At 70.6% G+C, this 18,310-nt stretch carries 18 protein-coding genes; 11 read left to right on the plus strand and 7 right to left on the minus strand.

Annotated features, from left to right (window positions below; genetic code table 11):
• Nucleotides 1–14: 14 nt before the first annotated feature.
• A complete protein-coding gene (locus tag ACIBI9_RS47830; protein ID WP_397233224.1) occupies nt 15–767 on the plus strand; it encodes a DinB family protein in 753 nt (250 codons plus the stop codon).
• Nucleotides 768–796: 29 nt separating this feature from the next.
• On the opposite strand, the gene ACIBI9_RS47835 is transcribed toward ACIBI9_RS47830, so the two are convergent.
• Entirely contained in the window at nt 797–994 is a 198-nt protein-coding gene (locus tag ACIBI9_RS47835) for a hypothetical protein (protein ID WP_397233226.1), read from the minus strand.
• A gap of 276 nt (nt 995–1,270) precedes the next feature.
• Here ACIBI9_RS47835 and ACIBI9_RS47840 point away from each other — a divergent pair, with 276 nt between their 5' ends.
• From ACIBI9_RS47840 to ACIBI9_RS47855, 4 genes are all read left to right on the plus strand, one after another.
• The gene (locus ACIBI9_RS47840) at nt 1,271–5,236 is read left to right on the plus strand and encodes a metallophosphoesterase (RefSeq protein ID WP_397233228.1); all 3,966 of its coding nucleotides are present in this window, start codon (nt 1,271–1,273) and stop codon (nt 5,234–5,236) included.
• A 53-nt stretch (nt 5,237–5,289) separates the two neighbouring features.
• Nucleotides 5,290–6,441 carry a HupE/UreJ family protein gene (locus tag ACIBI9_RS47845; protein ID WP_397233230.1) on the plus strand — a complete coding sequence of 384 codons (1,152 nt, stop codon included), beginning with the start codon at nt 5,290–5,292 and terminating at the stop codon, nt 6,439–6,441.
• Nucleotides 6,442–6,545: 104 nt separating this feature from the next.
• Nucleotides 6,546–6,893, plus strand: a complete 348-nt coding sequence (locus ACIBI9_RS47850) for a DUF1330 domain-containing protein (RefSeq protein ID WP_397233232.1) — start codon at nt 6,546–6,548, stop codon at nt 6,891–6,893.
• Between the two features lie 75 nt (nt 6,894–6,968).
• Nucleotides 6,969–8,168 carry an esterase-like activity of phytase family protein gene (locus tag ACIBI9_RS47855; protein WP_397233234.1) on the plus strand — a complete coding sequence of 400 codons (1,200 nt, stop codon included), beginning with the start codon at nt 6,969–6,971 and terminating at the stop codon, nt 8,166–8,168.
• 38 nt (nt 8,169–8,206) lie between these two features.
• Here the strand turns inward: ACIBI9_RS47855 and ACIBI9_RS47860 are convergent, their stop codons facing one another.
• The 3 genes from ACIBI9_RS47860 to ACIBI9_RS47870 form a co-directional block, all read right to left on the minus strand.
• The gene (locus tag ACIBI9_RS47860; protein ID WP_397233236.1) at nt 8,207–9,460 is read right to left on the minus strand and encodes an ROK family protein; all 1,254 of its coding nucleotides are present in this window, start codon (nt 9,458–9,460) and stop codon (nt 8,207–8,209) included.
• Nucleotides 9,457–10,356, minus strand: a complete 900-nt coding sequence (locus tag ACIBI9_RS47865; RefSeq protein ID WP_397233238.1) for a PmoA family protein — start codon at nt 10,354–10,356, stop codon at nt 9,457–9,459. Before ACIBI9_RS47865 ends, ACIBI9_RS47860 begins: the two co-directional genes overlap by 4 nt.
• Nucleotides 10,357–10,610: 254 nt before the next feature.
• Nucleotides 10,611–10,769 carry a hypothetical protein gene (locus tag ACIBI9_RS47870; protein ID WP_397233240.1) on the minus strand — a complete coding sequence of 53 codons (159 nt, stop codon included), beginning with the start codon at nt 10,767–10,769 and terminating at the stop codon, nt 10,611–10,613.
• A gap of 120 nt (nt 10,770–10,889) precedes the next feature.
• Here ACIBI9_RS47870 and ACIBI9_RS47875 point away from each other — a divergent pair, with 120 nt between their 5' ends.
• The 3 genes from ACIBI9_RS47875 (at nt 10,890) to ACIBI9_RS47885 (ending at nt 13,248) form a co-directional block, all read left to right on the plus strand.
• Complete coding sequence (locus ACIBI9_RS47875; protein WP_397233242.1) at nt 10,890–11,771, plus strand: LLM class F420-dependent oxidoreductase; 882 nt, start codon at nt 10,890–10,892, stop codon at nt 11,769–11,771.
• Between the two features lie 80 nt (nt 11,772–11,851).
• The gene (locus ACIBI9_RS47880) at nt 11,852–12,325 is read left to right on the plus strand and encodes a hypothetical protein (protein ID WP_397233244.1); all 474 of its coding nucleotides are present in this window, start codon (nt 11,852–11,854) and stop codon (nt 12,323–12,325) included.
• 146 nt (nt 12,326–12,471) lie between these two features.
• The gene (locus tag ACIBI9_RS47885; RefSeq protein WP_397233246.1) at nt 12,472–13,248 is read left to right on the plus strand and encodes an SAM-dependent methyltransferase; all 777 of its coding nucleotides are present in this window, start codon (nt 12,472–12,474) and stop codon (nt 13,246–13,248) included.
• Nucleotides 13,249–13,254: 6 nt separating this feature from the next.
• On the opposite strand, the gene ACIBI9_RS47890 is transcribed toward ACIBI9_RS47885, so the two are convergent.
• Nucleotides 13,255–14,379, minus strand: coding sequence for an acyltransferase family protein (locus tag ACIBI9_RS47890; RefSeq protein WP_397233248.1), 1,125 nt, complete (start codon nt 14,377–14,379; stop codon nt 13,255–13,257).
• A 19-nt stretch (nt 14,380–14,398) separates the two neighbouring features.
• Here ACIBI9_RS47890 and ACIBI9_RS47895 point away from each other — a divergent pair, with 19 nt between their 5' ends.
• Together ACIBI9_RS47895 and ACIBI9_RS47900 are read left to right on the plus strand one after the other, a co-directional pair.
• On the plus strand, nt 14,399–14,608 hold the full coding sequence (locus tag ACIBI9_RS47895) for a hypothetical protein (RefSeq protein WP_397233250.1): 210 nt from the start codon (nt 14,399–14,401) through the stop codon (nt 14,606–14,608).
• A gap of 97 nt (nt 14,609–14,705) precedes the next feature.
• The gene (locus ACIBI9_RS47900) at nt 14,706–14,939 is read left to right on the plus strand and encodes an antitoxin (RefSeq protein ID WP_397233252.1); all 234 of its coding nucleotides are present in this window, start codon (nt 14,706–14,708) and stop codon (nt 14,937–14,939) included.
• Between the two features lie 8 nt (nt 14,940–14,947).
• On the opposite strand, the gene ACIBI9_RS47905 is transcribed toward ACIBI9_RS47900, so the two are convergent.
• Nucleotides 14,948–15,757 (minus strand): MBL fold metallo-hydrolase, encoded by an 810-nt coding sequence (locus ACIBI9_RS47905; protein ID WP_397233254.1) that lies wholly within the window; start codon nt 15,755–15,757, stop codon nt 14,948–14,950.
• Nucleotides 15,758–15,793: 36 nt separating this feature from the next.
• Between ACIBI9_RS47905 and ACIBI9_RS47910 the strand changes: the two genes are divergently transcribed.
• Nucleotides 15,794–17,284 (plus strand): cobyric acid synthase, encoded by a 1,491-nt coding sequence (locus ACIBI9_RS47910; RefSeq protein ID WP_397233256.1) that lies wholly within the window; start codon nt 15,794–15,796, stop codon nt 17,282–17,284.
• On the opposite strand, the gene ACIBI9_RS47915 is transcribed toward ACIBI9_RS47910, so the two are convergent.
• Nucleotides 17,281–18,291 carry a 1-acyl-sn-glycerol-3-phosphate acyltransferase gene (locus ACIBI9_RS47915; protein WP_397233258.1) on the minus strand — a complete coding sequence of 337 codons (1,011 nt, stop codon included), beginning with the start codon at nt 18,289–18,291 and terminating at the stop codon, nt 17,281–17,283. The genes ACIBI9_RS47910 and ACIBI9_RS47915 overlap by 4 nt on opposite strands.
• Between the last annotated feature and the right edge of the window lie 19 nt (nt 18,292–18,310).

Raw genomic sequence — 18,310 nt, forward strand, 5'->3', positions numbered from 1 at the left:
GGCACAATGGCGCGATGGCAGCGCAGTACGACAACACCGACGCGTTCCGCGGCGCGAACTTCACGATGGCCGACCTCTCCGCCGCCACGTTCCGCAGCTGTGACCTACGCCGGATCAAGATCGTCGACTCCTGGCTCATGGACGTCAACGTGTCCGGAGAAATACGCAATTTCCGCGTCAACGACGTGGACGTCACCCCCTACGTCGAGGCCGAGCTCGACCGCCGCCATCCCGAACGGGTGCGGCTACGGGAGATGCGCACGGCCGACGACTTCCGCGCGATGTGGGAGACCATCGAGCAGCTCTGGTCCGAAACGCTCACCCGCGCCGAACGGCTGCCCGAAGAGGCGCGCCACGAACGGGTCGACGACGAATGGTCCCTCGTCGAGACGCTTCGCCACCTCGTCTTCGCCACCGACGCGTGGGCGGGCCGGGCGATCCTCGACGCGCCGGACCCGTTCCACCGGCTCGGCCTCACCCATTCCGGCTACCCGCCCGAGGACGCGGCGGCGCTCGGCATCGAGCTCGCCGCCCGCCCGTCGTACGCGGAGGTGGCGCAGGCGCGCGCCGACCGCGTGGCGCTGGTACGCGGCATCCTCGACGGCCTCACCGACGAAGGGCTCGAACGGGCCTGCACCCGCGCCCCCGCGCCCGGCTATCCGGAGGAGCCGCGCACGGTCGGCAGCTGCCTGCGCGTGGTGATGGGGGAGGAGTGCGAGCACCGCCGCTACATGCTGCGCGACCTCGCGGCACTCGAAGCACGCTGACCGCGATCACCGCGCTGTCCGGCAGCACGTCATCCGGTGGTGCGGAACGGGTCGCCGGCCGGCAGCCAGGCCGTGTCGGCGTCCAGGCCGAGCCCGCCGACGTCCCGGGCCAGCGCCTCGACGGCGGCCCGTACGGCCTTGCGGGTCTCGTCGCGCCGGGACACCAGGCCCCAGGTCCAGTACGGAGCCGGTTCGACCACCGGCCGCTGGACGAGGTCCGGGGGCACCGGGGTTCGGGCAGCCAGGGCCCGACGTAGGTCTCGCGGCGCCGGCGCAGGGCGCTCTGGTGGGGAACAGCAGTTCGCGATGGTCGTGTGACATCCCCGCCGGGAAAGTGACCTGAGTCGCAAAGTTCCCTTTTTGTGACAGATGACCAGAATGACGCAACAGTTTGTCGTCCCTTCAGCCTCTCTATGCACAACGTTCACTCGTGCGCTCCAACGTGTCCGCCCGGGAGCAAGCCGCTTTATGGGCTGCTTATGCACGTATAGAAGGGACTGCCAATGGCAGCACGAAAGTCACTGGGCGGTTTAGGGGGCCGGGCGCGTTTCGCCCTGGCCGCCTCGATCGCGACGCTGCTGGTGAGCAGCTTCGTCACGGCCGCGTACGCCGACCCGGGGACGACGGAACAGGACCGGGGCCGGCCCAGCCCCACGCCGACGACCACCGCCGTCCCGAGCCCTCCGACGCTCACCCCCGCGAGCGGTTCGTACCTGGAGGGCACGGCGAAGGTCGCGGCGGTCCCGACCGCGGCCGGTGACAGCGTCACGAAGCTCGCCGTCGACGACACCGCGCTCAACGCCACCCGTACGGTGGGCGTCTCGAAGCTCCGCTTCGACGTGGGCTCGAACTCGACGGAGGCGCAGTACCACAGCTACGTGCTCGTCAACGGCGAGTACCGCAGCGAGATCGGCAACTTCGTGAACGAGCGCGCGAGCATAGAGATCCCGAACGAGCGCCTCGTCAAGGGAGAGAACACCGTCGAGATCGTCGTCGGCGCGATCCAGTCCTCGTGCGGCACCAACTACGACGACTTCGTGCTGTCCGACGTGGGCCTCGAACTCCTCGGCGAGGTCGCGGACGGCGAGGACAACCCGTACACGCTGTCCTTCGGCGACGGCAGCTGCGGCACGAACACCACGCTGCTGAAGCGCGCCACGCTCAAGTTCTTCGTCCAGGGCGAGCCGCAGGGCACCACGGGCCTCGCCGCGGACCTGGACACCACGACCCTGTCCAACGGCGAGCACACCATCACCGCCACGACCGCGGCCGGCGTGACCGTCAAGAACACCGTGACCGTGAACAACGCCCCGGCCGGGGCGCCGCGCCTGCTGCCGACGGACGGCACGCTCGTGGCGGGCACCAAGCCGGTCTTCGCGACGGTCCCGGCGAACAGCGGGGGCGGCGTCAAGTCCCTCACCGTGGACGGCGAGAAGCCCGTCACGAAGCCCACGCTGGGCAACGGCGCCGCGATGCTCAGCTTCGACGTCGGCGCGGACGGGATCGAGGACAAGTACGACGACTTCCTGCTCGTCAACGGCAAGCGTATCGACCTGGGCGGCACCTGGGCGAGCCGGCGCGTGACCGTCGCGGTCCCGGCCAAGTTCCTGGTGCCCGGCGACAACACGATCAAGGTCGTCACCGGCGACGCCAAGGAGACCTGCGGCAACAACCGCGACGACTTCACGATCACGAACCTCGAGCTCACCCTCGACGGCGCCACCGTGACCGGCCAGGACGTCCTGGCGTCGTACGAGATGGGCGACGGCACCTGCGGCAGCAGCCAGACCCTCCTGCGCGAGGCCGAGCTGCGCTACAAGATCGACGCCCCGGCGGTGCAGATCATCGAGACGCTCGGCTCGGGCGAGGCGACCTTCAGCTTCAACGTGGGCAGCAACTCGATCGAGGCGCGCTACCAGAACTTCCTGCTCGTCAACGGCCAGAAGGTCGTGCTCGACGGCGACTTCGTGAGCAAGCGCGTCGACTTCACGATCCCGAACGAGTTCCTGGTGCCCGGCTGGAACACGATCGACTTCGTGGCCGGCACCTTCCCGACCTCGTGCGGCAACAACCGCGACGACTTCGCGATCTCGAACGTCGCGCTCACCCCGGCGCAGGGCACGGCGACCGGACAGCTGCTGAAGACCTCGTACAGCCTGGGTGACGGCAACTGCGGCGACAACGTCAACCCGCTCACCGAGATCGACCTCGAGTTCCTGGTGGACGCCCCGGCCCGCGGCCTGCGCGCGGACCTCGACACCACCGCCATCAAGGACGGCAAGCACAAGCTCGCCGCGGAGTCGGTCACCGGCGAGGTCGCCACCCGCACCCTGATCACCGACAACTCGGCGCCGAGGGTCGCCAGGAGCGTCCCGGCCGAGGGTGAGAAGATCGCCGCCACGGTCGTGCTGGACGTCAAGCTGGAGGACGCCTCCGGCGTCGTGTCCGGGCCGGACGTCAAGCTCGACGGCCGGCCGATCGAGCTGGGCGCCCAGGTGGGCCCGGGGCTGCGCGCCGGCAAGCACACCCTGGCCGTGACCGGCGCCGACGGGCTCGGCAACGCCACGACCCGCGACGTCGTGTTCGAGTCCGCGGGAATCCCGGACGTGCCGGCCGAGCTGAGCCCGGCGCGGGGCGCCACCGACGTGTCGGACCCCGTCACGCTCTCGGCGAAGGTGGCCGAGCCCGACGGCGGCCAGGCGACGGCCACGTTCAACGAGGCGAAGATCCTCACTCCGGAGCAGGTGTACCAGGGCACGGCCCAGTCTCTCCCGACGACCCTGCGGGTGCCGGGTGAGAAGCGCGTCAGGACGGACGGGCTGGAGCCCGCCGACGGCAAGACGCTGGACGCGCCCTCCGGGCAGGATCTCGTCTACCAGCGGTACGACGTCGAGGTGCAGGGTCACGTGGACTCCCCGGTCCTGCGCTGGGAGGGCGGCATCGACCCCGAGCGCCTGGCGGGGCTGCGGGCGTGGAACGCCAAGTCCAAGGCGTGGGACCTGCTGACGAGCGCCCGCGGCGCCGCCGAGGGCAAGACCGTGCTCACGGCCGTCGTCGACGACGACTACATCGACAGGCGCCAGATCCACGTCATGGTGACGGGCGAGGACCCGTTCGCCGACGACATCGACCCCGGCGACCCGAACGGCTTCGCCGACCCCTCCAGCTACGACTTCTCGATCGTCCACTTCACCGACACCCAGTACATCTCCGAGGGCGCGGTGGAGCAGGAGACCGCCGAGGAGCGCGCGGTGTGGGAGTCCGCCTACGCCGGCATCGTCAACTGGATCAAGGACAACAAGGACCAGCGCAAGATCTCGTACGTCGCGCACACCGGCGACATCATCGAGAACAACATCCGCAAGCCCGCCGACGAGGCCACGCGGCAGCAGGTCGTCGGCGAGCTGGAGGTGTCCTCGAAGCAGCAGAAGGTGCTGGACGACGCGGGCATCCCGAACGGCGTGATCGCCGGCAACCACGACAACCAGTCCGGTACCGAGAACGGGCCGGAGGCGATCTACAACAAGTACTACGGCCCCGGCCGGTACCAGGGTGCGTCGCAGGGCTGGCAGCACGCCGAGTACGGCGGGCCGTGGAAGGAAGGCGACAACCAGAACCACTACGACCTGTTCTCCGCGGGCGGGCTGGACTTCGTCGTGGTCGGCCTGTCGTACGGCGTGACGAGGGAGGAGGCCGAGTGGGCCGACTCCGTCTTCAAGAAGTTCCCCAACCGCAACGGCATCCTGCTCTCGCACGACTACCTCGTGCCGAGCACCAACCCGGACGGCCGCGGCGCCGGCTTCTCGGCTCCCGACGGCTCGATGCTGTACAAGACGGTGGTCGAGAAGAACCCCAACGTCTTCCTCATCCTCGCCGGTCACGAGCACGGCGTGGGCACCAACGTGAAGCCGAAGGTGGGCCAGGTCGGCAACGGCGTCGTCGAACTCCTGGCGGACTACCAGTTCTACACGGTGTCGGCCGACCGGCTCGGGCTGACCGCGATCGGCGGCTACAACCCGCAGGACCAGCTCCAGTTCGGCGCGAGCTTCTTCCGGATGCTGCAGTTCAACGTCAAGCGGGCGGAGCTGAGTGTGGACACCTACTCCCCGCTGCTCAACGAGTTCGGCGCCAACGAGTACGACCCGCTGCGCCGCTACAACGGGCTCGAGGACAACATGGTGCTGCCGGTCGACCTCAGCTCCCGTACGACGACCTTCCAGACCGACTCGCTGGCGATCTACAAGCCCACGCGGGTCATCGGTAAGAGCACGGTCACGTCGGGCCAGGTCGCCTCGGTGACCTGGAAGCGCCTCAAGGACGACACGGCCTACGCCTGGTTCGTCACCGCGCGCTCCGCGGGCGGCGGCGTGACCGCCTCCGAGCCGAGTGTCTTCGTCACCAAGGACGAGCACGGCCGCCCCGGCACGTGGGGACCGGACTCGCCCATGTACCACTGGTTCAACCGCTGACCCAATCCCCGCCGCCCCCGGACCCCGGTCCGGGGGCGGCCCTCATCCCTGACATGGAGAGACGAGACATGCCCCGCATGCGCCGGCTGTCCGCGGTCGTCCTCGCCCTGGTCCTCGGCGGTGTGTTGCTGGCCGACCTGGCGCGTCCCGCCCCGGCGGCGGCGCACGACGCGACCACGACCGCCCACGCCGAGGTCACCGGCTCGGGCCTGGACGTCAAGGCCGTGCTCGACCTCGAGTACGACCTCCTCATGAAGTCGGCCTGGCTCTACGCCGAGGCCTACGACGCGAAGGAGCGGGCCGAGCAGCTCCGCCAGCTCAAGATCAACCGCGATGCCGTGACCGACTATGTCACGCGCCGCTTCGCCGTGGCGTACGCCGGCAAGCCGTGCGCGCCCACACAGGTCGGCGAGGCGGACATCCGCGTCCGCGGCAAGGCGGCCTTCGCCGTGCTCACCTACGCCTACGCCTGCCAGGGCGAGAGCGGGGGAGCGCACGAGATCTCCAGCGCACTGTTCCCCGACGCCGAGAGCTTCGTCCACAGCACGAAGACGATGGTCCGCTACGAGCTCGACGGCGAGACGGGCTCGGCCGTCCTGGAGGCCAGGGCGCCGACGGTGAAGGTCGGCGAACACGAGGCGTCGAGCCAGATAGGCGAGTTCTTCATGCTCGGCGCCGAGCACCTGCTGTTCGGCCTCGACCACATCTTCTTCCTGCTGGCCCTGGTCATCGGGGCCCGCCGCCTGCGCGACGTCGTCGTCACGGCCTCCGCCTTCACCGTCGCCCACAGCATCACGTTCCTGCTGGCGGCGATGGGGGTGGTGGACGTTCCGAGCGCGATCGTCGAGCCGGTCATCGCGGTGTCGATCATCGTCGTGGCGGTCGCCAACCTCCTGGGCCGCGAGGAGGACAAGCTGGGCAAGTGGCGGCTGCCGATCGTCTTCGCCTTCGGCCTGATCCACGGGCTGGGCTTCGCGGGCGCGCTGGACATCAAGGAGAGCGGGTCCTGGGGGCTGCTCCTGTCGCTCCTGAGCTTCAACCTCGGCATCGAGGTGACGCAGCTCGTGTTCGTCGCGGTGCTCTTCCCGCTGCTGGCGCTGCTGCGCCGCACGCCCGCGGCCCGCTGGGCGGTGGCCGCCATCTCGGTCCCGATCGTGGCGGTCAGCCTGTACTGGTTCTTCGACCGCATCCCGCTGCCGCTCTGACGGTTCTGCCTACCTCTGAGGTAATCGACGCCCTTACGTGCACCCCGGCAGGATGTCGTCCATGAGGCCGCCGGGACGGCGGCCCGCTGACGAAGGAGAAAGCCATGAGCGCGTACGCCCTCGCCCACCTGCGTCCTGTGGCGAAGCCGCACGAGGAGGTGTACGAGTACATGGAGCACATCCAGGCCACCATGGACCCGTTCGGCGGCAGGTTCGTGGTGCACGGGGCGCCGGTGGAGGTGCGTGAGGGCGAGCGGCCCGGCGGGTTGGTGATCATCGAGTTCCCGTCGATCGAGCAGGCGCGCGAGTGGTACGACTCGCCTGCCTACCAGGCGATCCTGCGCCTGCGTGCCGACCACATCCCCGGTGACCTGGTGCTGGTGGACGGCACGGAGCCGGACCACGACTCGGCGGCGATGGCGGCCGCGCTGCGGGCGGCGGCGAACCAGTGAGGTCCCGCCAAAGGTGAACGCAGCATGCACGTTTTGTTAGGAAACGCGTCATTTGCACCCTCTACCGTGCCGGGCATGAAACGCATCTCCCTGGCGGTAGGCGCCGCCGCGCTGGCCGCGAGCATCGCCGCGACCGGTCCCGCGTCCTACGCCACCGCCACCGCTGCCGCCACGCCGGACGGCGCGGCCCGGGCCACGCTGACCGGGTTCGCCTCGCTCCCCGCCCAGACCTTCGTGCCCGGCAGCGAGCCGTCCGGCTCCCAGATCGGTACGGCTCCGATCAACGGGGTGACCCCGCCCTTCTCCGGCCAGCCGGTCCAGGGGTTCAGCGGCATCGTCCGGCGCGGTGACGGCACGTTCGAGGTGCTGTCCGACAACGGGTACGGGAACAAGGCCAACAGCGCCGACTTCCTCCTGCGCGTCCACCGCATCAAGCCGGACTTCCGCGCGGGCACCGTGGACGTGCTCGGCGGCTTCAACCTGTCGGACCCGCGCGGCCGGGTGCCCTGGCCGCTGACCAGGTCCGACCGCAAGCTCACCGGCGCCGACTTCGACGTGGAGTCGATCGTTCGGGCCGATGACGGCACGTACTGGATCGGCGACGAGTTCGGCCCGTTCCTGCTGCACTTCTCCGCGCGGGGCACGCTGCTGGAGGCGCCGATCGAGCTGCCGGGCGTCAAGGCGCCCGAGAACCCGACGCTGAACGGCGCGACCCCCAACCTGGCCGGCAGCAAGGGCTTCGAGGGCATGGCCCGCTCGGGCGACGGGCGGTGGCTGTACCCGCTGCTGGAGGGCATGGTCAACGGTGACCCGGCGGGCACGCTGCGGATGAACGAGTTCGACGTGCGCAAGCGCGCCTACACCGGCAAGCGGTGGACGTACCGGCTGGACAGCCCCGCCAACGCGATCGGCGACGCCATCGCGGTGGACGAGCACCGCTTCCTGATCATCGAGCGGGACAACAACCAGGGCGACGCGGCCGCGCTCAAGCGCGTCTACCTGGCCGACAACCGCGACCGCGACCACGACGGCGCCATGGACAAGACCCTGGCCGCCGACCTGCTGGACCTGGCCAACCCCAAGGGGCTCGGCGGGTTCGGCGAGACGTTCCGCTTCCCGTTCCAGACCATCGAGGACGTCGTCATCCTGGACGACCGCACGCTCGGGATCCTCAACGACAACAACTTCCCGTTCTCGTCGGGACGCACGCCGGGCCAGCCGGACAACGACGAGTTCATCACCGTCCGCCTGCCCTGGCGCCTGCACGCCCGCTGACGGGCGAGGGTCTTCCCGGCGGCCCGCCGGGAAGACCCTCAGGCCGAGGTGACGTGGCTGGGCTGGGGCGCCTGGCGGGCGAGCCAGGTGGTCGGATGCTGGCGGATCTGGTCGATGGAGGTCAGCGCGGCGCCGATGACGGCCGCGTCCGGGCCCAGCAGGGCGGGCCGGAGCGTGATGGGCGCCCAGGCGGCGGTCAGGACGCGCCGGTCGATCTCGGCTCTCGCGTTCGCGGTGAGCCAGGACGCCAGGAGGGAGAAGCTGCCGCCCAGCAGCACGGTGTCGATGTCGAGGATGTTGAGCATGTCGGCCAGCGCGATGCCCAGCGCGGTGCCGGCCGCGTCGAGGGCGGCGATGGTGGCGGGGTGGCCCGCCTCGGCCCGGCCGGTGGCGGCGGCGTCGGGGGTGGTGCCGGCCGGCGCGGGCTCGTCGCCGAGGACGGCCGACAGGCTGGCGTACGTCTGCAGGCAGCCGCGCGAGCCGCACGGGCAGGCGTTGCCGTCGGGATAGACCGTCACGTGGCCGAGCTCGCCGCTCCAGCCGCGGGCGCCGCGCATGAGCTGCCCGTCCAGGACGATGCCGGCGCCGATGCCGAGCCCGCCGGAGACGTACACGAAGCTGTGCAGGGTGTTGTCGCTGGCGTAGAGCTCGCCGAGGGCGGCCAGGTTGGCCTCGTTGTCGACCGTGATCGGCAGGCCGAGGGGCTCGATGGCGTCGCGCAGCAACGCCTGGGCGTCGACGTCGCGCCAGCCGAGCTCGGGCGCGGACTGCACGATGCCCGCCTGCACGGGGCCGGGGACGGCGAGGGTGGCGGTCAGGACGGTGAGGTCTTCGGCGGCGGTGGCGTCGATGGCGGCCCTGGCCATGTGGGCCAGCCGCGCGAGCACGTCGGGAGCGCTCCGGCCGGAGTACGTCGCGGGGGTGAAGGCCAGATGGCGGACGGTACCGGTGAGGTCGACCACGCAGGCCGCCAGGCCGTCCGCGCGGATGTCGAGCCCGAGCCCGGCCGGCCCCTTCTCGGACAGCGTCAGGCCGACGCGGGGCCGCCCCGCGCGTCCGTTGTGCGACAGGCCGGCCTCGGTGATGAGCTTGCCGGCCAGGAGCTCCTCGGCGATGCGGGTGATGGTGGGGCGGGTCAGCCCGGTGACCGAGGCGAGCTCGGTTCGGGAGATGGGGCGCCCGGCGGCGAGGATGTGGCGGAAGACCAGCTCCAGGTTGAGCGTGCGCAGGTTTTCCTGCCGTACGGGTTCTTCGGACTGGCGCGGCCTGCTCGGCCGGACGCGCGCGGTCATGCGGCCGACCGGGCGGTGCCGGCCAGCTCGGCGGCCGTGGCGGCGGAGATGACACCGTCGATCACCACGGTGACGACGTGCCGGTCGACGGTCTCGCCGGGCGCCAGCACGAGTGGCTTGTCCCAGGCCGGCGACGAGCAGACCCCGAGGTAGTCGCGGGCGCGGACGAACCACCTGTCCCGCGCGCCGGCCTCGTCGGCGTGGGTGAAGAGCGTCGTCCAGGGGCGGCCGTCGCGGTCGCGGCCGGTGACGGCGACCCAGTCGGCGATCTGCCCGTGGACGCGCTGGACGTCGGCGCCGTCCGGGCTGAGCACCTGCGCGGCGCCGGCGAAGGCGGGGCCGCGCCAGAAGACGCCGCCGTAGCCGGCGCCGACCCGGCCCAGCGCCGCCGGGGTGCGCCACGGCAGCGGCCGGTCGGTGGCGTTGGTGAGCCGGGTGTGGACGCTCAGGGACCAGGCGGTCTCGTCCACCGCCCGGCAGGTGATCGAGCGCTGCTCCCGCAACAGCGTCGCCTGGCGCGGGTCGGCCCATTCGAGGGTGTGGTGCAGCTCGGTGTTCGTGCGGCGCAGCCATCGCTGGTGGCGCTGCGTGCCGTGGTTGTCCAGCCAGGCCGGGCCGTGGCCGGCGACGAAGGTGCGCCCGCCCCAGAAGTTGCACCCGTCGAGGTCGGGGGCGGCCACGCTGATGCCGAACTGGTGGGGGTGCGAGTCGGGCGCCGCGTCGGTGACGGTGACGCCGGCGAGCGTGCGCACCGGATGCAGGTAGGGACGCGGGGACGCCGACAGCGGCAGGTCGGGCTCCCAGACGTACTCGGCGACGTCGTGCCCCCGCAGCCGCAGCACGGCGACTCCGTGCGGCCGGTCGGTGCGCGCGGGAGGTACGCCGGGAGCGTGCATGGTCGTATCGCCGCCTCTCTGGGCCTCGCCGAGGCCGAGGGTGTCCCCCAGGGTCGCTGTGCTTCTTGAGCGTACGACACTTCCCGGCTTCCCCCGTTTCGTGATCGGCGGGCGTACAGGGCGCGTCCCGGCGGCGTCACGTGGGACGGGACGCGGAGGCCGGCGGCAGCCCGAGGTCGTCGAGGCGGACGGCCTTTCCCGGTGCGTGACGACTCGTTGCCCGCGACCCCGGTCAGCACGCTCGCGGCGCCGCGCTACGCGGCCAGCAACTCACGGTCCAGCAGCGCCTTGGCGGCCTTGCTCTTGGTGGCGAGGGCCTTGGCGCTCAGCGGCTTGGTGCCCTTGCCCTGCGTGCAGTCGTCGGGAGTGGGCACCGGCTCGGGATCCGCGGCATCTCCCTGGCGACGCCGCATTCGTGAGATAATGCCTTTATCGGAGCCCTCTCGGCCTCGGGCGCAGCCCAGGCGAGAGGGTTTTTTCATGCGCGCCTTCAGAGCGGGCGCCTCCCCCTTCTCCCATCAAGGAGCACCTCTATGGACCTCGGTCTGACCTGCCCGCGTTTCCTCTGGCCCGGGGGCGACGCCGCGATCGGCGGCAAGTTCGCCGCCGTCGCCCGTGGCGCCGACCAGGCGGGGCTGCGCAGCCTCTGGGTGATGGACCACTTCTTCCAGATCCCCAACTTCGGCTCCGCGGAGGACCCGATGCTGGAGGCTTACGGTGCGCTGTCGTACGCCGCCGCCCTCACCAGCCGGGTGAGCCTGGGCGCGCTCGTGACCGGCGCGGTCTACCGCGCGCCCGGCCTGCTGATCAAACAGGTCAGCACCCTGGACGCGCTCTCCGGCGGCCGTGCCGTTCTCGGCATCGGCGCCGGCTGGTACGAGCCCGAGGCCCGCGGCCTCGGACTGCCCTTTCCGCCGCTGGCCGAACGGTTCGAGCGGCTTGAGGAGACCCTTCAGATCGCCAGGCAGATGTGGAGCGGCCAGGACAAGCCGTACCGGGGCCGGCACTACAGCCTGGAGCGTACGCTCAACGCGCCGCAGGCCGACCCGCCCATCCTCATCGGCGGCAGCGGCGAGAAGAAGACCCTCCGCCTCGTCGCCCAGTACGCCGACGCCTGCAACTTCCTGTACGGCGCCGACGTCCGGCACAAGCTCGGCGTGCTGCGTGCCCACTGCGAACGCCTGGGCCGGCCCTACGACGACATCGAGAAGACCCTCCACATGCGCATCCCCGAGGGGGAAAGCGTCGAACAGAGCGTCCGGCGCTGCGCCGAACTCGCCGCCCTGGGGATCGACCACGTCATCGTCGCCGTGCCCGACCCCGCCGCCGACTCGTGGCTGACTCACCTGGCCGAACTCGCCGCGCGGATATCCACCATCACGCCATTCGGCCGTAAAGGGAGTAATTCCGGCTGAATAACGTCTCGCGATGCGATGAATATCGCGTCCGCGTACCATGGAATGGTGGTTTTCCGGGTGCACTCGAGATTCGCCTCATGAGCGCGCAGGGCGTGGCCTTGCTGACCGCGACGATGAACCTCGTCACGCTGCTCTTCGTCGGGCTCCAGACGAGGGCGTTAACGAGGCAGACCAGGCTGGTGGCCGCGAATCTCGAGTACGGCACCCATCAGCGGCTCATCGATTATCTCAACGAGATCAACACCATGATCATCGATAATGACCGCGTTCGCGAGATATTCGCCGACATCGATTTCATCGGCGACAGTGTCCGGCGAAATCCGGAGATTTCCGTGCAGAACATCGCCCTCGCCTGGTCGATATTCAACCGCTACGAGGCCGCCCACACCGGCTACCGGCTGGGCGTCATCAAGGACGACGACTGGGAGATCTGGCTGCGACGGATCAGGAAGGACCTCAAGATCCCCTTCATCCGCGCGGTGTGGCTGCAGGACATGCAGAACTTCGACTACCGCAAGGACTTCAGGGACCTGATCAACGACCTCCTGTAGGCAACCCCGCCCGACTGGACGATGGGAGCAGAACGCCACGTTTGACACCAAACCTGACTGGCCTCCTTCGCGGATTGCGATAGCTTGTGTACGGAATGATCACGAATGGAGGCCGTGGCATGCCGGAGCAAGGCGGTGGCGGAGCTATGGGGATCGACGTCACCAGGCCAAGCGTCGCCCGTATGTACGACTACTACCTCGGAGGGAAGGACAACTTCGAGGTCGACCGGGACGCCGTACGGCGGGTCGAGAAGGCGATGCCCGAGATCCGTCAGCTGGCCCAGGAAAACCGGGCGTTCCTGCGCCGCGCGGTGCGGTACATGGCCCGGCAGGGGATCCGGCAGTTCATCGACATCGGCTCCGGCCTGCCCACCGTGGGCAACACGCACGAGATCGCCCAGCAGATCATCCCGGAAGCCCGGGTGGTGTACGTCGACAACGACCCGGTCGTGCTGCAACACGGCCGCGCGCTCCTGGCGACCGACCGCAACACCACCGTGGCCGCCGCCGACATGCGCCGCCCGGCCGACGTGCTCGGGCATCCGGAGACCGTCAAGCTCATCGACTTCAACGAGCCGGTCGGCGTCCTGATGATCGCCATGGTCCACTTCCTCACCCTGGAAGAGCGCGGCTCGGTCATGGGCCAGCTGCGCCACGCCCTGGTGTCCGGCAGCCACCTGACGGCCACCCACGTCACCGTCGACGGCCACTCGGCGGACGCGGTCGCCCAGATCGAGACGGTGTACGCGGCCACGCCGACGCCGATCTACTTCCGCGAGCACGCCGACGTGGCGGGCTTCTTCGATGGGTTCGACCTGGTGGATCCCGGTCTGGTCACCATCGACACCTGGCACCCCGACCCGGCCGACCCGGCTCCCGCCGCCACGCGGTGGCTGTACGGGGGAGTCGGCCGCAAGCCGTGAGCCGCCTCATCGAGGTGTCGCGCGGCCGGCGACCAGGCGTTTGCCGAGGCGCTGGGCCGGGGCCTCGATCAGCCGGTAGGTCATGGCGCTGAGCGGGATCAGGGCCAGGAAGTACAGCACCGGGTGCGGGACCACGTGCAGCAGGATCGGGTGCAGCAGGTAGAGGGAGAAGCTGATCACGCCGAGCCACGCCAGCCAGCGTGGGAACGCCCGCCGGCGCAGCGCGAACGCCAGCCCGAAGGCGCCGTACGCCAGCGCGATCGCGGGCGCCCAGCTGGGCTCGTCCTTGGCGAAGAGCCCGCAGCCCAGCACCACCGCCACCGCGACGGCCGCCGTACGCCAGGGAACGGCTCCCCGCTCGGCCCGGTACAGCGCCGTCCCCGCGAACATCGTCGCCAGGATGATCACGCCCTGCCAGGTGCCGGCCCGGCTGCCCAGGATCACCAGCCCGAGCCCGAGGAGACCGCCCGCGACCGCGGCGGCCGTACGGACCCTGCCGCTCCCGAGGGCAGTCACCGCGATGGCCGCGACGACCGCGACGGGGAGCAGCACGGCGGCCAGGTCGTCCCGGCCGCCGATCATCGTCTGCGGCACCAGCAGGCCCAGCGCCACGGCCACCAGCGCCAGGACCACGGCGATCTCCGCGGACCTGCCGGCCTGCCGCACCTGGAACAGCGCGACGCTGATCAGGTAGAACGCCATCTCGTACGAGAGCGTCCACGTCACGCTGATGACGGCCGGCAGGTTGAGCAGCTCCTGCAGCATGGTCAGATTGCCGAGCGCGACCACGGGGAGAGGGCGCTCGGCGAGCCGGGGTTCGAGGGGGAGCACGCCTGCCAGGGCGAGGAGGAGCACCAGGCAGCAGGCGCTGACCAGCAGGGGGAGGAGGCGGAAGGCCCGCCCGGTCCAGAAGGCCCGCACGTCGCCGCGCCGTTCCAGGGAGGCGGGGATGATGTACCCGCTGACCAGGAAGAACACGAACACGCCCCAGGTGCCGAGGTCGATCCGCCGGTCCACCTCCGTCCAGAGCTCAGGGACGAAGGTCCAGCCGGCATGGTGCAAGGTGACGGCCAGCGCGGCCGGTCCCCGCAGGGCGTCCAGCCAGGCCAGCCGGGCGGGGGCCGCGAACATCTGCCGGATTCTAGGCCATATGAGACCGTCGGGAGTCCAGCTGCCGTTCGGGATGATGGGCGCGATGACGATCAGCGGCGAGTACACGTCCGGCATGATCGACGCGACCCTCGTCGCCACGCCGTCCAGAGGGCGGGTGCCGGCGGCCAAGGCGATGGTCCTGAGCGGGGCCGCGGTCGCCGGCTCCCTGCTCATCGCAACGGGGCCGTGGCGACCGCGGCGCTGGTGACGATCGTCCTCGTGCTGCTCGCCGCCCGGCGGTGGGCGTGAATGTGCCGGATGCCGGGGTAGGGGGCGCCCGTAGTCCGAAGAAACGGGGAACGTATATGAGCCGCATCGGGGAATGGCTGAAGAAGGCGGAGAACCTGGCCAGAGGGCATTCCAAGCAGGCCGACCAACTGCTGGATCGCGCCGAGCGCTACGCGAAGGAGCGGACCGGCCACAAGTACGACGACCAGATCCGGAAGGGCGCGGACGCGGTGCAGCAGCGCTACGGCGGCGGCGAGAAGCAGCCGCCCGTCCGGGACGAGGAGACCAGGGACCAGAGGCGCGAGGGCTGAACGGCCGGCTACCTGTCCTCGACGTCCTCGACAAAGGAGAGGTAACGGTCGGCTGAGCGGCGGACGGCCTCCGCGCCGTCCCCGTACACGATTCTCTTCCACCAACCCCCGTAAACCCTCTCGAACGCGTACGGCTCCAGCAGGTCCAGGGCGCGGCGCACGACGTGCGGACGTTCCGGGATGTAGTTGGGGTAGCTGTACATGAAGCTCACCCAGCGCCGGTCCTGGACGACCTGGAGGATGTCACCCGAGAACAGGGCACGCTCGGACGACCAGTGCAGCACCTGGCCGCCCTCGAAGTGCACGCCCGCGTTGATCAGGGTGAGGTCCTCCGACAGCCGGTGGGTGTCGCCTTCCCAGAAGACCACCGCGTCGTCCGGCCTGGCCACCCACTGCCTGTCGGCGGCGTGGATGTACACCGGGGCGTCGAAGGCCCGGGACCATTCGATCATGGAGCCGTAGAAGTGCGGGTGGCTGATGGCGATGGCCGACACCCCGCCGAGCTCCTCGACCTCGGCGACCAGGTCGTCGTCGAGGTAGGAGACCATGTCCCAGAGCACGTTGCCCTCCGGCGTGCGGAGCAGGAGCGCGCGCTGCCCGATCGCCGTGGGCGGGGCGGTGCCGATGCCCACCACGCCCGGGCCCTCCTCCTCCACCCGGCCGCGATGGCCCTCGGCCGCCAGGCCCGCCAGCGTGGTCCACCGCTGGCCGTCCCAGCCGACGTACTGGCGCTCGTCCTCGCAGATCGGGCAGTCGGGGCGCGGCTCGGCGTACTGGATGCCGCACGTGCGGCAGATGGGCAGGTCAGCCGGTGGCATGCGGCCAGCCTAGCGCGCGACCTGTACGGTGATCGCATGGTCAGAGGGGGGTTGCTGGTCGCGGGGACCACGTCCGACGCGGGCAAGAGCGTGCTGACGGCGGGGATCTGCCGGTGGCTGGCCCGCAGGGGCGTGCGCGTCGCGCCGTACAAGGCGCAGAACATGTCGCTCAACTCGTACGTCACCGCTCAAGGCGCCGAGATCGGCCGGGCCCAGGCGACGCAGGCGCAGGCCGCCTACCTGGAGCCGACGGTGGACATGAACCCCATCCTCCTCAAACCGGGCACCGACCGCCGCAGCCAGGTCGTCCTCATGGGCAACCCGGTGGCGGACGTGGACGCGATGGAGTACGGCGCGCTCAAGGACCTCCTGCGCGCCGCCGCGCTGGAGGCGCTCGAAAGGCTCAGGAGCCAGTACGACGTGGTCGTGTGCGAGGGCGCGGGCAGCCCCGCCGAGATCAACCTGCGCCGCGGCGACATCGCCAACATGGGCCTGGCCAGGGCCGCGAACCTGCCCGTGATCGTGGTCGGCGACATCGACAGGGGAGGGGTGTTCGCCGCGTTCTACGGCACGGTGGGCCTCTTAGACGCCGACGACCAATCGCATATTTCCGGATTTGTCGTGAACAAGTTTCGAGGCGCGCGGGAGCTCCTGGAGCCCGGGCTCGACATGCTCAGGCGGCTGACCGGGCGCGAGGTGTACGGCGTCCTGCCCTGGCTCGACGGGCTCTGGCTGGACGTCGAGGACTCGCTGGCCCTGGACAGCCGGAAGGTCGCGGTCCGCCCCCCGTACGGCAGGCAGACCCTCCGGGTGGCCGTGGTGCGGCTGCCGAGGATCTCGAACTTCACCGACGTGGACGCCCTGGCCGCCGAGCCGGGGGTCGTGGTGCGTTTCGTGACCGATCCGGTCGAGCTGGACGACGCCGACCTGGTGGTGCTGCCGGGCTCCAGGGCCACGGTGAGCGACCTGGCGTGGCTGCGGGAGCGCGGGCTGGCGGCGGCGATCATCGACCGGGCGGGGCCCGTGCTGGGGATCTGCGGCGGGTTCCAGATGCTCGGGCGGGAGATCGTGGACGAGGTCGAGTCGGGGGCGGGCAAGGTCGAAGGGCTCGGGCGGCTGCCGGTACGCGTCGAGTTCGTCAAGGACAAGCGGCTCGGGCGGCCCGAGGGCACGGCGTACGGGCAGCCGGTCCGCGCGTACGAGATCCACCACGGGCTGGCCTCGGTCGACGGAGGCGAGCCGTTCCTCGACGGCTGCCGGGTCGGCAACGTCTGGGGCACCACCTGGCACGGCGCTCTCGAGAACGACGGCTTCCGCCGGGCCTTCCTGGCCGACGTGGCCGCGCGGGCGGGACGCGACTTCGCACCGGCCCCCGGCACGGACTTCGCCGCGCTCAGGGAGGAGCGGCTCGACGCGCTCGGCGACCTGGTGGAGCGGCACCTCGACACGGACGCGCTGCTCCGCCTCATCGAGCAGGGCCCGCCGGACGTCCCGGTCCTGCCCCCGGGCGCGCCGCCGCTCGGCTAGCCGGCGCTCCGGGCCATGCGCTGGGCGGCGATCCAGGCGTCGATCTGCTCCCAGTGGTCGTACAGCCATCCGATCCGGTCCTCCCGCTCCGTCGGGATCTCGGCCGCGGGCACCCGCCACCACTTCGCGGTGATGTGAGCCCTGAAGGGCAGCTTGCGCCAGACGTCCCCCAGCGTGATGAGGTCGTCGAGCCCGGTGTGCGCGACGAAGATGACGTCCGCCGACGGGCACGCCTCGATGGCCGTGATGGCGCCGTTCGGGCGGGGCGGGAGCAGGTGGTCCATGCCGCGCGCCCGCTCCGCCTCCTCGGTCAGCCCCTTCTCCTCCAGCCGCCGGATGGCGAGCCGGCGGCGGCGCGGGGTGAAGTTCCCGCCCTCGGGGAAGATCACGAGGGCGTCCTGGGCGCCCATCGTGGCGGCGAGGCGGTGGATTTCCTCGATGATCCGCTTCTGTCCGGACTTGCGGGGCACGAACGCGTTCGGCAGCCGGTTGATCACGACGTCCAGCGAGGGATCGTACTGGAGCGCGGCCTTCATGACGATGCGCGGCTGCCGGCGATAGAGCGCCAGAAGATAATAGATCAGCAAAAAGGAGTCGCCGGGGCCCGCGTGCCGCGACAGCACGATCACCGGTCGCGTCAGCCTCGCGGCCTGCTCCTCGGTCGTCAGATCGGGCTCCTGGATCTCCAGCGTCAGCCGGAAGATCCGCACGGCGGCCGCGTGCACCTTGGCCAGGAACCACCTGATCAGGGCGTAATGCCGCTCCTGGCGCCGCGCCCCGCCCGCCACCCACAGCCACAGGCACGTGATCAGCACGCCCGACTCCAGTGTCAGCCACACCGTGGCGAACCAGACGAAGCGAGCCCCTCTGCGCCGCGGCGGCGGCAGGCGCAGCGAGGCCGCGGCCGTGACGACGAGCCAGAACGGCAGCGTCACCACCATGAACACGGTCACCACGATGACCAGCGGAGCCAGCACCAGCCGGCGCAGAATACGCGGTGGAAGCAACGGCGGCCTCCCTGCAACG

Source organism: Nonomuraea sp. NPDC050451 (assembly GCF_044458585.1).

Bases quoted from the DNA above. Each gene is read 5' to 3' on its own strand.
- ACIBI9_RS47880 (WP_397233244.1), top strand. From the start codon at position 11,852: ATGAGCGCGCAGGGCGTGGCCTTGCTGACCGCGACGATGAACCTCGTC.
- ACIBI9_RS47875 (WP_397233242.1), top strand. From the start codon at position 10,890: ATGGACCTCGGTCTGACCTGCCCGCGTTTCCTCTGGCCCGGGGGCGAC.
- ACIBI9_RS47865 (WP_397233238.1), bottom strand. From the start codon at position 10,356: ATGCACGCTCCCGGCGTACCTCCCGCGCGCACCGACCGGCCGCACGGA.
- ACIBI9_RS47850 (WP_397233232.1), top strand. From the start codon at position 6,546: ATGAGCGCGTACGCCCTCGCCCACCTGCGTCCTGTGGCGAAGCCGCAC.
- ACIBI9_RS47830 (WP_397233224.1), top strand. From the start codon at position 15: ATGGCAGCGCAGTACGACAACACCGACGCGTTCCGCGGCGCGAACTTC.
- ACIBI9_RS47910 (WP_397233256.1), top strand. From the start codon at position 15,794: ATGGTCAGAGGGGGGTTGCTGGTCGCGGGGACCACGTCCGACGCGGGC.
- ACIBI9_RS47845 (WP_397233230.1), top strand. From the start codon at position 5,290: ATGGAGAGACGAGACATGCCCCGCATGCGCCGGCTGTCCGCGGTCGTC.
- ACIBI9_RS47840 (WP_397233228.1), top strand. From the start codon at position 1,271: ATGGCAGCACGAAAGTCACTGGGCGGTTTAGGGGGCCGGGCGCGTTTC.
- ACIBI9_RS47855 (WP_397233234.1), top strand. From the start codon at position 6,969: ATGAAACGCATCTCCCTGGCGGTAGGCGCCGCCGCGCTGGCCGCGAGC.
- ACIBI9_RS47900 (WP_397233252.1), top strand. From the start codon at position 14,706: ATGAGCCGCATCGGGGAATGGCTGAAGAAGGCGGAGAACCTGGCCAGA.
- ACIBI9_RS47860 (WP_397233236.1), bottom strand. From the start codon at position 9,460: ATGACCGCGCGCGTCCGGCCGAGCAGGCCGCGCCAGTCCGAAGAACCC.
- ACIBI9_RS47895 (WP_397233250.1), top strand. From the start codon at position 14,399: ATGAGACCGTCGGGAGTCCAGCTGCCGTTCGGGATGATGGGCGCGATG.
- ACIBI9_RS47890 (WP_397233248.1), bottom strand. From the start codon at position 14,379: ATGTTCGCGGCCCCCGCCCGGCTGGCCTGGCTGGACGCCCTGCGGGGA.
- ACIBI9_RS47905 (WP_397233254.1), bottom strand. From the start codon at position 15,757: ATGCCACCGGCTGACCTGCCCATCTGCCGCACGTGCGGCATCCAGTAC.
- ACIBI9_RS47885 (WP_397233246.1), top strand. From the start codon at position 12,472: ATGGGGATCGACGTCACCAGGCCAAGCGTCGCCCGTATGTACGACTAC.
- ACIBI9_RS47870 (WP_397233240.1), bottom strand. From the start codon at position 10,769: ATGCGGCGTCGCCAGGGAGATGCCGCGGATCCCGAGCCGGTGCCCACT.